The sequence below is a fragment of the Pseudomonas sp. B21-017 genome (assembly GCF_024749245.1).
Taxonomy (GTDB): domain Bacteria; phylum Pseudomonadota; class Gammaproteobacteria; order Pseudomonadales; family Pseudomonadaceae; genus Aquipseudomonas.
The window spans coordinates 2,980,932-2,997,100 of record NZ_CP087194.1 but is presented as its reverse complement, the minus strand read 5'-3'; the positions used below and the strand labels follow the sequence as shown (position 1 = coordinate 2,997,100).

The 16,169-nt window shown below is 60.1% G+C and carries 13 protein-coding genes and 1 pseudogene; 10 read left to right on the top strand and 4 right to left on the bottom strand.

Annotated elements, in window-relative coordinates; all coding sequences use genetic code 11:
* Window positions 1-258 precede the first annotated feature (258 nt).
* From LOY28_RS13560 to LOY28_RS13545, 4 genes are all read left to right on the top strand, one after another.
* On the top strand, window positions 259-1,458 hold the full coding sequence (locus LOY28_RS13560; protein ID WP_258614248.1) for a cytochrome c: 1,200 nt from the start codon (window positions 259-261) through the stop codon (window positions 1,456-1,458).
* Window positions 1,455-1,928 (top strand): (2Fe-2S)-binding protein, encoded by a 474-nt coding sequence (locus tag LOY28_RS13555; protein WP_105345943.1) that lies wholly within the window; start codon window positions 1,455-1,457, stop codon window positions 1,926-1,928. Before LOY28_RS13560 ends, LOY28_RS13555 begins: the two co-directional genes overlap by 4 nt.
* Window positions 1,925-4,162, top strand: coding sequence for a molybdopterin cofactor-binding domain-containing protein (locus tag LOY28_RS13550; protein WP_258614247.1), 2,238 nt, complete (start codon window positions 1,925-1,927; stop codon window positions 4,160-4,162). The genes LOY28_RS13555 and LOY28_RS13550 overlap by 4 nt, the downstream gene beginning before the upstream one ends.
* A 150-nt stretch (window positions 4,163-4,312) precedes the next feature.
* Window positions 4,313-5,425 carry an alkene reductase gene (locus LOY28_RS13545; protein WP_258614246.1) on the top strand — a complete coding sequence of 371 codons (1,113 nt, stop codon included), beginning with the start codon at window positions 4,313-4,315 and terminating at the stop codon, window positions 5,423-5,425.
* 114 nt (window positions 5,426-5,539) lie between these two features.
* Here the strand turns inward: LOY28_RS13545 and LOY28_RS13540 are convergent, their stop codons facing one another.
* Window positions 5,540-8,569, bottom strand: a complete 3,030-nt coding sequence (locus tag LOY28_RS13540; RefSeq protein ID WP_258614245.1) for an FAD-binding and (Fe-S)-binding domain-containing protein — start codon at window positions 8,567-8,569, stop codon at window positions 5,540-5,542.
* 159 nt (window positions 8,570-8,728) lie between these two features.
* Between LOY28_RS13540 and LOY28_RS13535 the strand changes: the two genes are divergently transcribed.
* Window positions 8,729-9,613, top strand: coding sequence for a LysR substrate-binding domain-containing protein (locus LOY28_RS13535; protein ID WP_258614242.1), 885 nt, complete (start codon window positions 8,729-8,731; stop codon window positions 9,611-9,613).
* A gap of 108 nt (window positions 9,614-9,721) precedes the next feature.
* Window positions 9,722-10,408 (top strand): phytanoyl-CoA dioxygenase family protein, encoded by a 687-nt coding sequence (locus LOY28_RS13530; RefSeq protein ID WP_258614241.1) that lies wholly within the window; start codon window positions 9,722-9,724, stop codon window positions 10,406-10,408.
* Window positions 10,409-10,524: 116 nt separating this feature from the next.
* Here LOY28_RS13530 and LOY28_RS13525 read toward each other — a convergent pair whose 3' ends face one another.
* Both LOY28_RS13525 and LOY28_RS13520 read right to left on the bottom strand, forming a co-directional pair.
* Window positions 10,525-11,016 carry an AraC family transcriptional regulator gene (locus tag LOY28_RS13525; RefSeq protein ID WP_064617675.1) on the bottom strand — a complete coding sequence of 164 codons (492 nt, stop codon included), beginning with the start codon at window positions 11,014-11,016 and terminating at the stop codon, window positions 10,525-10,527.
* A gap of 99 nt (window positions 11,017-11,115) precedes the next feature.
* Window positions 11,116-11,952, bottom strand: a complete 837-nt coding sequence (locus LOY28_RS13520; protein WP_086945561.1) for an AraC family transcriptional regulator — start codon at window positions 11,950-11,952, stop codon at window positions 11,116-11,118.
* 193 nt (window positions 11,953-12,145) lie between these two features.
* Here LOY28_RS13520 and LOY28_RS13515 point away from each other — a divergent pair.
* A pseudogene (locus LOY28_RS13515) lies at window positions 12,146-12,223 on the top strand (integrase); the annotation flags it as partial.
* Between the two features lie 108 nt (window positions 12,224-12,331).
* Window positions 12,332-13,045, top strand: a complete 714-nt coding sequence (locus tag LOY28_RS13510) for a class I SAM-dependent methyltransferase (protein ID WP_064617671.1) — start codon at window positions 12,332-12,334, stop codon at window positions 13,043-13,045.
* Between the two features lie 502 nt (window positions 13,046-13,547).
* On the opposite strand, the gene LOY28_RS13505 is transcribed toward LOY28_RS13510, so the two are convergent.
* Window positions 13,548-14,483 (bottom strand): helix-turn-helix domain-containing protein, encoded by a 936-nt coding sequence (locus LOY28_RS13505; RefSeq protein WP_018929040.1) that lies wholly within the window; start codon window positions 14,481-14,483, stop codon window positions 13,548-13,550.
* A 352-nt stretch (window positions 14,484-14,835) separates the two neighbouring features.
* On the opposite strand from LOY28_RS13505, the gene LOY28_RS13500 reads away from it, so the two are divergent.
* Both LOY28_RS13500 and LOY28_RS13495 read left to right on the top strand, forming a co-directional pair.
* Entirely contained in the window at window positions 14,836-15,015 is a 180-nt protein-coding gene (locus tag LOY28_RS13500) for a hypothetical protein (RefSeq protein WP_018929039.1), read from the top strand.
* Window positions 15,016-15,037: 22 nt separating this feature from the next.
* The gene (locus LOY28_RS13495) at window positions 15,038-16,096 is read left to right on the top strand and encodes a phenylacetaldoxime dehydratase family protein (RefSeq protein WP_018929038.1); all 1,059 of its coding nucleotides are present in this window, start codon (window positions 15,038-15,040) and stop codon (window positions 16,094-16,096) included.
* Window positions 16,097-16,169: the final 73 nt, after the last annotated feature.

The following is a 16,169-nucleotide window of genomic DNA, read 5'->3' as shown; positions in this document are numbered from 1 at the left end:
TGGCGCAAAGCGCTATTGCGCGACCTGGCAATACTCCGGCGCTTGCGCTTTCTCTAACCTTGGGCACTTGGCGCAGGGCTCTCCATCAGCGCCCTTCCCCCGGATGCTCAAGGAGCTGTTCATGATCCCGAATCCCTCATCGATGCGCATTGCGCGCCTCTCGCGTTGCAAACCCTCATGAAGGGCAATTTCCTGAGATCCAGCCCCCTCTGGATCAGCGCGGCCGTCCTCGCTTCGATAGGTGCAATCGGCGCAGCGATGCTGATATGGCGCCCGGCGATAGCACCGATTGAGCGCCCGCGAACGTTCGATGCCGCGCAATTGCAGCGCGGTGCGCGGGTGGTCGAAGCAGGCGATTGTGCGGTGTGCCATACGCGTCCGGGCGGTCAATACCTGGCGGGCGGGCTGCCGCTGGTGACGCCGTTCGGTACGCTCTACAGCACCAACATCACACCCGATCCGCAGACCGGTATCGGCCAATGGTCACTGCCGGCGTTCGAGCGGGCGATGCGTGAAGGGATCTCCCGCGACGGCCACTTCCTGTACCCCGCCTTTCCGTACGTGCACTACCGGCGCATGAGCGAAGGCGACATTGCCGACGCGTATGCGTACTTGATGAGCGGTCCTGCCGTGAACTCACCGGCCATGCAAAACCGCATGAATTTCCCGATGAACATCCGGCCGCTGGTGTCGTTCTGGAATCTGCTGTTCCTGCATGCAAAGCCGCTGACGCCGGTGGCGCAGCAATCTGAAGCGTGGAATCGCGGACGTTATCTGGTTGAAGGCCCCGGCCACTGTGCGGGCTGCCATTCACCGTTGAACCTGATCGGTGCCGAGAAGTCCGGCGAAAGCCTCGCGGGCGGAGAGGTGGATGGCTGGGAGGCGCCTTCGCTGCTCGGCATGGCCCGTCGCACAAACCCGTGGAGCACTGAGCAGTTGGTCCACTATCTGCGGGCAGAAGTGGTGGACGGGCACGGCACAGCCGCGGGCCCGATGCGCCCGGTCAGCCTCAGTCTGGCTCGCTTGCCGGTCAGTGACGCCGAGGCGATTGCCGAGTATTTGCTGAGCCTGCAAACCAGGGCTGCGATCACCGAAATCCAACCCGGCGCCGGGAACGTTGAGACCTTGGACCAGACCAGCGGCGCCCTGCTGTTCGCCAGTGCCTGCGCCGGTTGTCATGCCCCTGCGGCGCCGATGCGCGAGATCGACGGGCGTCCGGCGCTGAATCGCACCTCGGCACTGCAAGCCCCAAGCGCACGCAACTTCCTGAAAACCGTGCTCGAAGGCGTGCCGGCAATGCCGGGCGTGCCCGGACCGGTCATGCCGCCGTTTGCCGCCAGCCTGGACAACGTTCAACTCATCGCCCTGGCGTCATACCTGCGCCAGCAAGCCAGGCCTGACCAACCCTGGACAGAGCTTTCTTCCACTATTGAAGCGATCCGTCAGGAGACGAAATGACCCAAGTCACGCTCAACGTCAACGGCTCGGCCCAAGCCTTGGAGCTGGAACCTGACATGCCGCTGCTCTATGCGCTGCGCAATCATCTGGGGCTGAACGGTGCCAAGTACGGGTGTGGCTTGGGGCAGTGCGGCGCCTGTACGGTCATCGTCGATGACAAACCGGTCTTTTCTTGCGTGACGCCCTGCGCGGGCCTTGAGGGCAAGAAGGTTCGAACGGTTGAAAGCCTCGGTTCTGCCGAACGTCCCGGCCCTTTGCAGAAAGCCTTTATCGACAAACAGGCGGCTCAATGCGGCTACTGCATCGCCGGCATGCTGATGCGCGCGCAGTCATTGCTGGAGAGCAATCCGCACCCGGACGAGCAGACCATTCGCGAGCACATGGCAGGCAACCTGTGTCGTTGCGGCACCCACCTGCGGATTATCGAGGCAATCAGCCTGGTGGCCGGGCAAAACGGGAGCGCGACATGACCGTGGAGAAAAAAGTCGACCACAGTCGCCGGGCTTTCTTGCGTGGAGGCGCCTTGCTGGTGGCGTTTACCCTGGTGCCGGCGGCGCGTCGTGCATGGGCCGACACCGAAGTGGATACCCTCGGCACGGTGGTGCTGGCGCCTGATCTGCCCGGCAGCCTGCGCACCAATCCCTACCTCGATGCGTGGATTCGCGTGGGCCCTGAAGGCATCACCGTCTACACCGGCAAGGTCGAATTGGGCACTGGCGTCAAAACAGCCTTGCTGCAAATTGCCGCCGAACGTCTGGAGGTTTCGCCGACGGCGATCAACCTGCTGACGGCCGACACTGCCCTGACGCCCAACGAAGGCTACACCGCCGGCAGCCATAGCATTTTCGACAGCGGCACCGCGCTGTTCAACGCGGCGGCGCAGGTGCGTGAGTTATTGCTGCAGTCGGCCGGGCGCAGCTGGGAGGTGGCACCGCCACTGTTGACGACACAGGAAGGCGTCATTCACGGCCCTGCCGGACAACGAATGTCCTACGCTGACGCCGTCAAAAACGTCGATCTGCACCTCTATGCCAAGTCCGAATCGCCGGCAATGCCCGCGACGGGCTTCAAGCTGATCGGGCATTCGCTGCAACGGCTGGATATTCCGGCAAAAGTCAGCGGCGGTCCTGCATTTGTTCAGGACATTCGTCTGCCGGGCATGCTGCACGCTCGGGTCATTCGCCCTCCTCGTCCCGGCTGCACGCTGGAAGCCTTCGACGCGGAGTCGATGAAAACGTTGTCCGGGGTTGTGCAGGTGATTCGCGACGGCAATTACCTTGCCGTGGTGGCGCGTGATGAATGGCAAGCGATCAAGGCCATGCGCAGCGGATATGAATCGGCACGCTGGAGCGGTGGACAAGCGATACCCGAGTCACGGGACATCCACACATTGCTCGAGCGCCTGCCTTCACGCCGCTACCCGATCAGCCATGAGGGCACCCCACAGGTGGCGACCGACAAGAGCTATCGAGCGCGCGTGACCAAGCAATACCTGATGCACGGATCCATCGGCCCGTCCTGCGCCGTGGCCTGGTTCAAGGACGGCACCCTCACCGTCTGGACCCACACCCAAGGCGTGTATCCGCTGCGCGCCGGGATCGCCGAAATGGTGCGGCTACCGCCCGAGCGCGTTCGCTGTATCCACACCGAAGGGTCCGGTTGTTACGGCCACAACGGCGCAGACGATGCAGCGGCCGACGCGGCGTTGATTGCCATGCGAATACCGGGCACGCCGGTGCGAGTGCAGTGGATGCGCGAGCAGGAAAATCTCTGGGAACCCTACAGCTCGGCGATGGTGACTGAAGTGCAGGCCAATCTTGATGCGCAAGGTCGACTGCAGGACTGGAACTATGAACTGTGGACCACGCCGCATAACGAACGCATCGTCAACGCGGGCCGGTTGCTGCCGGCGCGACTGCTGGCCCGACCGTTCACCTCCGCGCCTTCGGTGCCCATCGCTCAACCTGAAGGCGACGGCGATCGCAATGCCGTGCCGCTGTACACGCTGGCATCCACGCGCATCAACATGAACTTCGTCACTGAGATGCCGTTTCGCACCTCTGCCATGCGCTCGCTGGGCGCGCACATCAACATCTTCGCAATCGAGGCGTGCATCGATGAGCTTGCCGCCAGGGCCGGGAGCGATCCGGTGGCCTTGCGCCTTGCGCATCTGGCAGATCCCCGGGCGCGGGCCGTGGTGGAGCGCGTGCGCGAAGCCATCGGCTGGTCGCAAAAAAGCAGCGAACCCGGCGCGGGCATCGGCTTCGCGTTTGCCCGCTATAAAAACATCATGGGCTATTGCGCGATCGCGGTGCGCTTGCGCGTACATCCGCAGACCGGCGAGGTGCAGGTCGATCACGTCGTCACGGCGGTAGACGTCGGGCAAATCGTCAATCCCGATGGCCTGCGCAACCAGGTGGAAGGCGGGATCGTGCAGTCCACCAGTTGGACGCTGTATGAAAAAGTCGCCTATGACGCCGGGGGAATTCGCAGCTACGACTGGAGTGGCTACCCGATCCTGCGCTTTTCGCAACTACCCAGAAAGGTCGACGTTCATCTGCTCGACCAGCCGGGACAACCGTTTCTCGGCGCCGCCGAAATCGTCCAGGGACCGATGGCCGCCGCCCTCGGCAATGCCGTGGCGAACGCTACCGGCCGACGCTGGCTGAACCTTCCTTTGACCCGCTCAGAGCAACCGTCCTGACCCTGCGCAGCGTTGCGTTTCACGCAATGCAGCGTAGAGGCTGATGCGGATTATCAAGCGGCATGCAGCGGATTAACTTACGGCCATACGGTGCCTGCCCAAACGTCCATCGCCGCCCTGCTCCCTCTTTTCGAAACCCGGAGAAATTCTATGACGCAGCAACTGTTCCAACCCATCGCATTGGGGCCATACACACTCCCGCACCGAGTGGCGATGGCGCCGCTGACCCGCTCACGCGCCGGGCAACCGGGCGATGTCCCGACGGCCATGAACGCCGAGTATTACCGTCAGCGTGCGAGTGCCGCATTGATCATCACCGAGGCGACGCAAATCTCCCGACAGGGCCAGGGCTATGCCTGGACCCCGGGCATCTACAGCGATGAGCAGGTACAGGCCTGGCGCGAAGTCAGCAGCCAGGTGCACGAGGCCGGCGGTTTGATCTTCATGCAACTCTGGCACGTGGGCCGCGTGTCGCACCCAAGCTTTCAGCCCGACAACGCCCTCCCGGTGGCCCCGAGCGCATTACCCGTGCCGGGCAAGACGTTCATCGTCGACGTGGATGGCAACGGTGTGTGGGGCGATGTGCCGGTTCCGCGGGCACTGGAAACCTCGGAGATCGCTGACATCATCAACGACTACCGCCGGGCCGCGCGCAATGCGCTGAACGCCGGGATGGATGGCGTGGAAATTCACGCAGGCAACGGCTATCTGTTGGATCAGTTCATCAACAGCAACAGTAACCAGCGCGAGGATAGCTACGGCGGCAGCCTGGAAAACCGTGCGCGCCTGTTATTGGAAGTGGTTGCGGCCGTCGTCGACGAAGTCGGTGCGCAGCGCGTGGGCGTACGCCTCACGCCGATGGGACGCTTCATGGGCATGGGCGATGAGACGCCGCAAGCTACGTTCGGCCACATCGTGCGTTCGTTGAACCAGTGGAATCTGGCCTACCTGCACCTCGTCGAGCCTGCCGTCGTTGGCACCGTCAAGGACGAGAACTTCGATCCGCGCTGGGATGCAATCATCGGCCAACTGCGTGCAGCGTGGGACGGCGTGCTGATGATCGCCGGTGGCTACGACCCCGAGACGGCGGAACAGGCCTTGATCGACGGCCGCGCGGACATCATCGCGTTCGGCAGACCGTTTCTGGCCAACCCTGATCTGCCACGACGAATTCGCGACGGGTTGTCGCTCAATGCGCCGGATCCGAGCACCTTCTTCGGTGGCGATCAGCGTGGATACGTGGATTACCCGGCTCACTCCTGACAGGTGAATCCAGACCATCAATGCACCTTGGCGCGCCCGTGGGCGCCTCGTCCGACGGGCAGGAGCGCCGCGCCAAGGAACTGATGCTGCGTGCAATCAGCCGCAGCGTTTGCATCAGCGAACTGGCTGAACAATGCGCTCTAGCACAACCTCCAGTGGATGGCGCAATTGCGTGTTGGCGAAGCGCTTCACCTGACTGCGGCAGGAGTATCCCGTCGCCAGCGCCTCACCCTTTTTGTCCAGCTTGCCGGCCCATGACTGCTCGAAAATGGTCCGAGAGGTGTCCTGGTTCCGGGCTTCATGACCGTAGGTTCCAGACATGCCGCAGCAGCCGGTCGCCTCAGTCGTCAACTTGAGCCCGAGCCGGGCAAAAACGGTTTCCCATTGCGAAGTGCTGGCCGGGACATTGGTTTTCTCGGTGCAGTGCGCCAACAAACGGAAGGTATCAGTCGCCGGATGCGGATTTTCCGGCAACGCATCGCAGAGCCATTCCTGGGGTAGCAGGACCTTTGGGCAATCGTTGAGCCCCGGTACTTTCTGATATTCCTGGCGGTAGACCAGGGTCATCGCCGGGTCCAGCCCCACCAGCGGCACTCCACAGTCGGCGAGCGTCTTGAGCTGATGGGCGTTGCGGATCGCCGCCTTGGCGAAGGCACCGAGGAAACCCTGCACATGCAAAGGCTTGCCGTTGGCGCTATAGGGCGCCAGAAACACCCGATAACCCAGCTGATGCGCCAACTGGATGAAGCTCGCCAGCAACGGGGTTTCGAAGTACCGGGTGAAGGCGTCCTGCACCAGCACCACGCTGCGCTCGCGTTGCGCGACAGTGAGCTCGCGCAAGGCTGGCACACTGGCGACAGCGACCTTGCAGCGGGTCAGCGTGGCCTGCAGGTTATGGCGATTGATCAACGGACTGTCGAGCATACCGACCTGTCGCTCTAGCAGACGGCTCACCCATTTCGAGCTCATCACCGCGTTGTACACACCTGGCGCGTAGGCCATGTAAGGCAGGGTGAACTCCAGCGAGCCGATCAAATAGTCGCGCAGCGGGCGTTGATAACGACCGTGGTACAGCTCCAGAAATCGCGAACGGAATTCCGGCACGTTGACCTTGACCGGGCATTGTCCCGCACAGGATTTACAGGCCAGACACCCCGCCATCGCGTCGTAGACCTCATGGGAGAAATCCGCCTCGCCACGCGAGCGCGCCAGGTTGTTGCGCAACCGCGTTGGCAACCCGCTCAGCCACGACAATTTGCCTCGGGCCGCTTGCAGTACATCGATATTGGCCGCGCCTTGCAGACGCAACCATTCGCGAATCAATGAGGCCCTGCCTTTTGGCGAATGCTGGCGTTCACGGGTGGCTTTCCACGACGGGCACATCGCATCGTTGGGATCGTAGTTGTAGCAGGCGCCATTACCGTTGCAGTGCACGGCGGAGCCGAAGCTTTGCCAGACGCGCTCGTCGATTTGCCGGTCCAGGTCACCACGCAGCGTGACTTCGTTGACCTTGAGCAAGCCTTGGGCGGCGTCCGGCGGAGTGCAGATTTTGCCGGGATTGAGCTGATTGTGCGGGTCGAACGCGCCCTTGAGCGATTGCAGCGCCGGGTACAGCTCGCCAAAAAACTCGGGGACATATTCCGAACGCAAACCTTTGCCGTGCTCCCCCCACAGCAGCCCCCCATAACGCCGGGTCAGCTCGGCCACGGCATCGGAAATCGGCTTGACCAGAGCGGCCTGGGCCGGATCTTTCATATCCAGCGCCGGACGTACATGCAACACACCGGCATCGACGTGACCGAACATGCCATAGGCCAGGCCATGGCTATCCAGCAAGGCGCGGAACTCAGCGATGTAGTCAGCCAGTTTCTCCGGCGGCACGGCGGTGTCTTCGACGAAAGGCTGCGGGCGAACCTCGCCGTCAACGTTACCCAGCAGCCCGACCGAGCGTTTGCGCATGGTGTATACGCGAGTCACGGCTTCGGCCCCCTCGGCCAGGGTGTGGCCCAGTCGCTCAATCGTCGTGTCGGCCTGCAGATGCTCCACGAACGACGCCACGCGAGCATTTACGTCCGCCAGGTCTTCCCCGCTGAACTCCACCAGGTTGATGCCCAGCGTCGCGCGCCCGGCGTCCGTCGGGAAGTACTCGGCGACGCTGTGCCAGACAATGTCTTTCATCGCCAGCATCAACACTTTGGAGTCCACGGTTTCGATGGACAACGGCTTGTGCGCCAATAACGCATTAGCGTCGCGCAACGCATCCATGAAGCTGCTGTAGCGCACGTTCACCAACACCGAATACTTGGGAATCGGCAGCACGTTGAGCTTGGCTTCGACGATGTAGCCCAACGAACCTTCCGCCCCGCACAGCACACTGTTGAGGTTGAAACGCCCGTGCTCGTCGCGCAGGTGCGCCAGGTCGTAACCGGTCAGGCAGCGGTTGAGTTTCGGGAATACCGACTCGATCAGGTCGGCCTGGGTTTCCTGAATGTGCCGCGCCGTCCGGTACACCTCGCCGATGCGGCCGGATTGCGTGCATGCTACTTCCAGCTCCGCGTCGGACAGAGGCCGGCTGTGCAAGCGCTCGCCACCGAGCAGCACACTGTGCAGCTCCAGCACGTGATCGCGGGTCTTGCCATAGGTGCAACTCCCCTGGCCGCTGGCGTCGGTGTTGATCATGCCGCCGACGGTGGCGCGGTTGGACGTCGACAGCTCCGGGGCGAAGAACAGCCCATGGGGTTTGAGCGCGGCATTCAGCTGGTCCTTGACCACGCCCGCCTGCACCCGCACCCAACGCTCGGCGACGTTGATTTCCAGGATGGTGTTCATGTGCCGCGACAAGTCGACCACGATGCCATCGGTCAATGACTGGCCGTTGGTGCCGGTGCCGCCGCCTCGCGGGGTCAGCTTGATCTGGCGAAAGCGTGGTTCGGCCATCAAGGTCGCGATGCGTGCGATGTCGTCCGCGTCCATGGGGAACACCGCCGCTTGCGGCAGGCGCTGGTAAATCGAGTTATCGGTCGCCAGCACGGTGCGAGTGGCGTAGTCGGCGCTGAGCTGGCCACGAAAGCCGCTGGCGCGCAGGGCCTGAAGAAATTCCGGGTAGTGTGCCGCGAGTGCAACGGTGGGCAACTGAGCGATCATCGCAGGCTGTTCTCTTGTCGGTCTAATCATGGGAAAAATCAAAACACTTGTCGCCTGAGCATTAATGGGTCAGCCTCAGGTCGTCGGCTACGCCAATGATCCTGTAGGCTCTGGCGCCGGACAAACGGATAATCCTGCCGCTATCGATGACTTTTACGAATGAATTACCGTCACCTCACGCCCTCGATGTCGTTGCTGCTGGCCTTTGAGGCCGCCGCCCGCCATGAAAGCTACACCCGCGCCGCGATGGAACTGTCACTGACCCAAAGCGCCGTGAGCCGGCAAGTCCAGGCGCTGGAACAGCAACTGGGCCTGACGCTGTTTCGCCGTGAAGGCCGGCAAGTGCAGTTGACCGATGTCGGTCGTCTCTACCAGCGGGAAATGAGCGAAGCCCTCGGACGCATCCGCAGCGCCACGCTGCAAGCCATGGCTTATCAATCCGGCAGCGGCACCCTGCGCCTGGCCACCTTGCCGACCTTCGGCTCGAAGTGGTTATTGCCGCGCCTACATGACTTCTACAAAACCCATCCCGGCATGCTGGTGCACATCAATTCCCGGATCGACGCCATCGACTTCGAAACCAGCGGTATCGATGCCGCGATCGTCGTCGGCAATGCCGATTTGCCGGGTCTGATCAGCCATCGCCTGCACACCGAAGAACTGATGGTGATCATTTCTCCAGAAGTGGCCGAGCTCCACGACGCCTGGACGCCGGAGCGCATTGGCGCACAGACACTGCTCAACGTCGCAAACAACGCCAACGTCTGGGGCGAGTGGTTCAGCCATCACGGCCTGCCCCATCGAATGATGCGGCTGGGGCCGAGTTTCGAACTCACCTCGCACTTGATCCAGGCCGTCAGGGCTGGCATCGGCATCGGTTTGGTGCCACGTATTCTAGTGGCCGACGAGTTGGCCAGCGCAGAGCTGATCAGCCTCGACCAGCCGTTCGCCAGCCAGCGCAGCTACTACCTGACCTACCCGCCGCGTAACGAAATGCTGCCATCGCTTATCGCGTTCCGTACCTGGTTGCTGGAACAGATCTGAACGAGCGCGAAGAACAGGCTGTCCACTTTGTTCTTCTATGATGTCCATCAGTTGCGCGTGCAACTGCAGGATTTTTGATGCTTTGGTGGCAAGGGAATAGAGGAATCCATGACTGACCGCGAACAACTCCATCGAGATGGCTTTGCGCTGCTCCGTCGAGCGATCCCGGCCGAGTGGCTGGGTGACCTTCGTGCCGTGTTCGATGCGGGCGTGAAGCCGGCGGACCAATGGCCAGTGCCGCGTGGCATGGACTGGCGCCATTCGCTGCTGGATTCTGATACGAAGATTCAGGCGGTGTGTCGTCTGCCGGAGCTGCTGACGGTGGTTGGTGAGCTGATCGGAGAGCGGTTTTTCCTCTCGCAGGTGGAGGGTCGCGAGCCCCTTGCAGGTGGCGGTCATCAGCGGCTGCACCGCGACTTGTCGGCCCAACGGCCAGGCGACATTGTGAACGCTATTGCTTACTTCGACGATTATGGCCCCGAGAACGGCGCAACACGTATCGTTCCCGGCAGCCATCGCCCTGACCAGGAAGCGCCGCCATACGACTTCAATGACGAGTCCCGGTCCGTGCAGCTTTCAGGCTCCGCGGGTGACATCCTGGTGTTTGATGCCGATTTAGTGCATGCGGGCAGTCTGAACTCGATCGGCGCACGCCGACGCTCCATCCTGATCAGCTATTTTTCGGAGCCTTTATACGCGTCACACCTGGAAACGGTGAGCCTGCGCAGTATCCGGATGGACACGACCGATCGGTTCGACCCTTCGGATTTTGCCTGCTCAAGCCATCAAGAATAGCGGACCGAAAACCAACAAGGAGTGCCTGCTATCAATGGCAGCCCCCACCACACCCGTCCAACTGACAATCGGACGGGTGTGGTGGCCTTGATGGATTCTCCAGGGGGGATCCACCCCTACAGCTGGGACTTTTTTTGTGTCCGCCACTTTCCTGGGGGCATATTGAATTTACTGGAGAACATTCGGGTGAAATGGGCTTGATCAGCAAACCCGCACTCCAACCCCACTTGAGAAATAGAAAAATCAGTTTGCTCAAGGAATTCTTTCGCTCGGGTTAATCTTGCAAGCTGAAGCCAATCACGTGGGGAGTGGCCCGTAGCATTCTTGAAAGCTCGGGAGAAGTGACTTCGTGACAAGGAACACTCCTTGGCTACGGCCGAAACCTGAATGCCGCAATCAAGGTTTTCCATCATGACTTCTTTTGCTTTTCGCTCCTGCCAATAACTCAGTCTGCCCGGCCCGTTATTGGTCGCTATGAGTCGCAGATTGGCGCATGCCATCGTCATGATCGGCTCAGCGCCAAGCCCGGCGGCACCGATTGCGATGGATACCCGTTTGTCGCCTCCCTGGCTGGACTTGAAGACTTCTACAACGTCCACGTCGTTCATTGTGACCTCTCAATGTTGGAGACGAGGTCTATTGTGGCCAGCATCATTTTGGCGGAAGCGCTTGATCGGGCCGTCCATGCGCCCGTTTGGGCCAGATCGTTAGCGGGGTTTGCGTAGCCCGCTTGGGGTTAGACCCAGGTGGCGCTTGAACAGTCGAGCAAGGTATGAGGGGGAGTCCAGGCCTACCGCGAGGCTGACTTCGAGGATCGATAGTGAAGTGCATGAAACAAGCCGGGCGGCCGTTTCCACTCGGGTGCGGTTGGTGAAATCCAGCAGGGTTTCGCCCGTAATGTCTTTGAAGATACGAGTAAGGTGACGCCGTGACAGGTGGAACTCATGCCCAATCGACTCAATATCCAAATCTGTTTCCAGATTCTCCTGAATGTAGCGCTGTATGTCGCGAACCAGCGTCGCCTGCTGCTGATGTTCACTCGGCTGCGGCTGAGTCTGCTGACAAGCGATAACCCGAGCGCACTCCTCGAAGAGCAGATGATTGAGATGGGGTAATTGGCGCTGAAAGGCCTCCGCAGATGCACTGCCTTGCAGTTGGTCGTACAGGCGCAAGATACTTTCCAGCGTCTCTGTTCCTTGCCAGATCCCCGATCGATTTACCTGTTTGGCGAAACCGCTGTAACCGTTCATCTGTCCTTGATGCTTGATATAAGAGGGATCGACATACAAGGTCATATGTTTCTCCCGCCCCGGAGCCGCTTGGGTTGCGTGTGCAAAGTCTGCCGGCACAAAGGAAAACAACCGGGGCGAAACGTGAGAAGTCTGGCTGCTTTCGGTCGACAGGAATAGCCCACCCTGGCGTGGTAACAGCAGCATATGACAGTCATGGGCGTGCCAATCCACGGCGTAGCCACTGGTGTCGCTAGTCTCCAAGTGAAACACTTCGGGCGACTGACCACTGAGCTTGGACGACATGTAGGCCATAAAATAGACCCCTTAATACAAGTGCACCGCTGCAATAGCCTCGTCGGGGCGGTTCTGAGCGGCGGATGGGGACCATCGGTAACAATAGATGCGTCATCATACATACCTTCCTAACGCCGCACGACCAGACCAAAGGGTTCCTCCCCCTTGACTTGCGCCCGACCCACGCGCACTGCCGATCGCTGTGGATGACCCGGATCATCTCTCCATCAGGCAATACGCTCGAATAGTCAAAACATGGGTAACAGCCATTGGACTTGATCCGACGATACAATTTTTTGAGGTATGCATTCCCTTCAGGAATGCTTCACATAAAATTAATGAATTTTTATTATTGCTGTGTCTAGCGTAGCTTGATTTCAGGACATGGAGAACCGCCTTGAAATCATCCCCTCTCAACTCAGAAAAATTTGATACCTCACGAGCCAATGAGTACGGACGACAGAGCCGTATTGCGCTAGCAGGATATGACGCCTGCCAAGACTTGGCGGCGTGCATGCTGGCGGCAAGCCTGGGCACTGCACGTTCGGCAAAAATACTTGTAGTTGGCGCTGGCGGTACGGCGCAGGAAATTGTTGCTATGGCCAAGCTTGAGCCGGGTTGGCGCTTCACGGCCGTTGATCCGTCCGAGCCGATGTTGGAGGCTGCAAAGCAGCAATTAGAGGCAAACAACTTGCTTGAAAGAACGGCCATGCATCTTGGGCATGTTGAAGACCTGGCAGCAGACGAGTCATACGACGCAGCGACCTTGATCGGGGTACTCCATCATCTCGATGGAGATGAAACCAAGCGACAAATTTTACGATCCATTCGGGCTCATCTAAAACCGGGGGCGCCGTTGATTGTCGCGGGGAATCAATACGCTTATGCCAGCCAGCCGCTACTGCTTGCGGCTTGGGGGCAGCGGTGGCGGCAGCATGGAGCCAGCCCGGATGAAGTGAAGGTCAAGCTTGGGAAAATCCTTCAAGGTGCTGATCCTCCACATTCCGAGGCGGCGGTTCAAAAACTCTTGCATGACGCCGGATTTGGAGACGCTACCCGTTTCTTCAGCAGCCTTTTCTGGGGGGCGTGGTTGACGTGCAAAGTGGTCTGAACATGATTGAAAGTATTAGATATACGTCGACCGTAACAGACCAATGGCGGGAAATCTATAATCACCAACGTCCACACCAAGCTCCGGATTTTAACGTTCCTGCCTCCCGGTACCGGCAAAGTGAGCTGTGCTATCAGGAGGTACCGGCGGAACTGGAGTACGGCGATGATGACGAAGTGCGAACAGTGCAAGCCAACGGGGAGCTCAACTGGTGAGGGTAGGAGCTCAAGCTGGGCCCGGGCGTTTACCGGTGAGCGTGTGGGCTTGCGCAGGACCTTGGAGGACGGCAAGCACGATGTCTACTGGGTAGGCATCGCGTTGCACAAATTGAGATGAACGCCCGATCCGTAATATCAGGTAAACGGCTTCGTTAACTGTCCACTATGTCTCCGAACATGTGTCCACCATGTCCCCCGGTCCAAACAGAACGCCCCGCAGGAAACGCCCTGCGCTTTCACAGAAGAGCGTTCAAGCGCAAGGGCACTGTCCTTCGGGGCATCACTCAATTTCGATGCAACAGGGTATTGGGCGCAACGCCAAATGCTTTGCGAAACGCATGGCTGAAATGGGAGAAGTCAGAAAACCCGAAGTCCAGCGCCGCCTGGGACACACTGCGCACCTGACCGCGCTCGATCGCTTCACGGCTGGCATTCAGGCGCTCTTTCCAAATTTCTGCCACGGGGGTCTTCTGGTAGCGGGCGAAGGCTCGGGTGACGGTGCGGGTGGACACATTGTGGGCCTGCGCGATGACTTCAATCGACAAGTCCGGCTCGGTCAAGTGCCGTTGAATGTACTTCATGATGCGGCCGTAGAGATCCAGCTCATCGTGACTGATCTTCAAGTCCTGGAGTTCCAGGCTGATGACAAGGAGGTCGAGCAAAGCGCTGGAGTAACGGTTCGAGATGGCCTCATCCTGCAACGATGCCGGCGCACTCGCGGCCTGACGCAACATTTCACGCAATGGAATGACTCCCGGACGCCGCTCGTCGAGAACCATCGCGGTGTAATCGGCGATACGTGGCAGGCGTTCGACGAGCAAGGCTCGCGGAATGCGCACCAGGTGGTTTTCAGTGCCACCGAAGCTGAATCGAAACGCCTGAGTTGCGTCATAAAGAAACAAATTGCCCGCCGCCAGGTTGGCTTTTCTGCCGCCTTGTTCAATCTGGCCGTGGCCATTTCGAGAGAACCCCAACCATAAATCTTCGGAAGGACCACTGCGCAGATGCTGCTCGGAGCGTTCCCAGTAATGCAGGGGTGCAGACAGCGAACAAATGTCCAGATCACCCACGGTATTGACTGCAAGCGAGCCATCAAAACTGCTCTGGGACAAAGGTTTGCTATCGGCCGCCAGGCAATGGCGGCAGACCACTTCCTTCCAATAATCAAAGCGGCGCGGGGCCGCGACAGCGAGGGTCGAATATTGAGTGCTTGGGTTCATGCCACGGACCTCAGTACAACCTTGCAGTAAGAGCGCGAGAAGTTCTAACGGCTTTATCGCAGCAATTAACAGGCCAAGCGCATTCATGCCGATCCTGAAGGGCTCTGCGAAGTGACTGCCATCGAGGTTTTCGCCCGGCCAACGTGACGCGAGAACACCTCAAAATCCCCACTTAGAGGCAGAGTGCCTGACGTATTCGGCGTGGGTGCACCAATGCCGATCATGGCCGCGCCGCGTGTGTCGGCGTTGTCTTTTACAACCAAACGGTTGTCCTGACGAACAAAGCGGCCTATCGCCGTCCAGCCTAATTTTCACCTCACAGCAGCTCATCCCCCTGCTGATGAGGCCTCCCATGGACCGACAATATTCAAAACAATTGCCTGACTCATCCTGGCTTCTGCACATGCGCGATCTCGTGCCTGAGGAGTCGGCTTACTGGTTGATTGAATGGGGAGCCATGAAGCTGCTGCATCGACGGCAGGTCGCCAAGCGCACCCCGCCGCCGAAGCGTGAATCCAAACCGCTTGCCTGAAAAAAAAAACGAGGAGCTCAAGATGGAATCTGCAATCGACAAACATCTCAAATGCCCACGCACCCTGTCCCGCCGCGTGCCCGATGAGTATCAGCCGCCGTTTCCGATGTGGGTGGCACGCGCTGACGAGCAACTGCAACAAGTAGTGATGGGGTACTTCGGCGTGCAGTATCAAGGCGATGCACAGCGCGAGGCCGCGTTGCAGGCGATGCGTCATATCGTCGGCAGTTTCAGCCTGGCCAATGGCCCGCAGAACCACGACTTGACCCACCACACCGACAACAGCGGCTTCGACAATCTGATTGTCGTCGGGTATTGGAAAGACCCGGCGGCCCACTGTCGCTGGTTGCGTTCACCGGAGGTGAATGACTGGTGGGCTTCGTCGGATCGGCTGAGTGATGGCCTTGGCTATTTCCGTGAAATCAGCGCCCCGCGCGCCGAGCAGTTTGAGACCCTGTATGCCTTCCAGGACAACCTGCCCGGCGTCGGCGCGGTAATGGATACGACCAGTGGTGAAATCGAAGAACACGGCTACTGGGGCTCGATGCGCGACCGCTTCCCGATCTCCCAGACAGACTGGATGATGCCCACCAGCGAGCTGCAAGTGGTCGCGGGTGATCCCGCCAAGGGTGGCCGGGTGGTGATCATGGGGCATGACAACCTCGCCTTGATTCGCTCAGGCCAGGACTGGGCGGACGCCGAGGCTGAAGAACGTTCACTGTACCTCGACGAGATCCTGCCGACCCTGCAGGACGGCATGGACTTCCTGCGTGACAACGGCCAATCCCTGGGCTGCTACAGCAACCGCTTCGTGCGCAATATCGACCTGGACGGCAACTTCCTCGACGTGAGCTACAACATCGGTCACTGGCGCTCGATCGAGAAGCTCGAACGCTGGGCGGAATCCCACCCCACCCATCTGCGAATTTTCGTGACCTTCTTCCGTGTCGCGGCGGGCCTGAAGAAATTGCGGCTGTACCACGAAGTGTCGGTGTCGGACGCCAAGAGCCAGGTGTTCGAGTACATCAACTGTCACCCGCAGACCGGAATGCTGCGCGACGCGCAATCGCCTGCATCCTGAATCTGGTCGGCGTCTAACCCCCCCAATTTCTGCCGTTTTGCCGCCCTGCCCGGGTGGCACGGCCTTGCCGTGC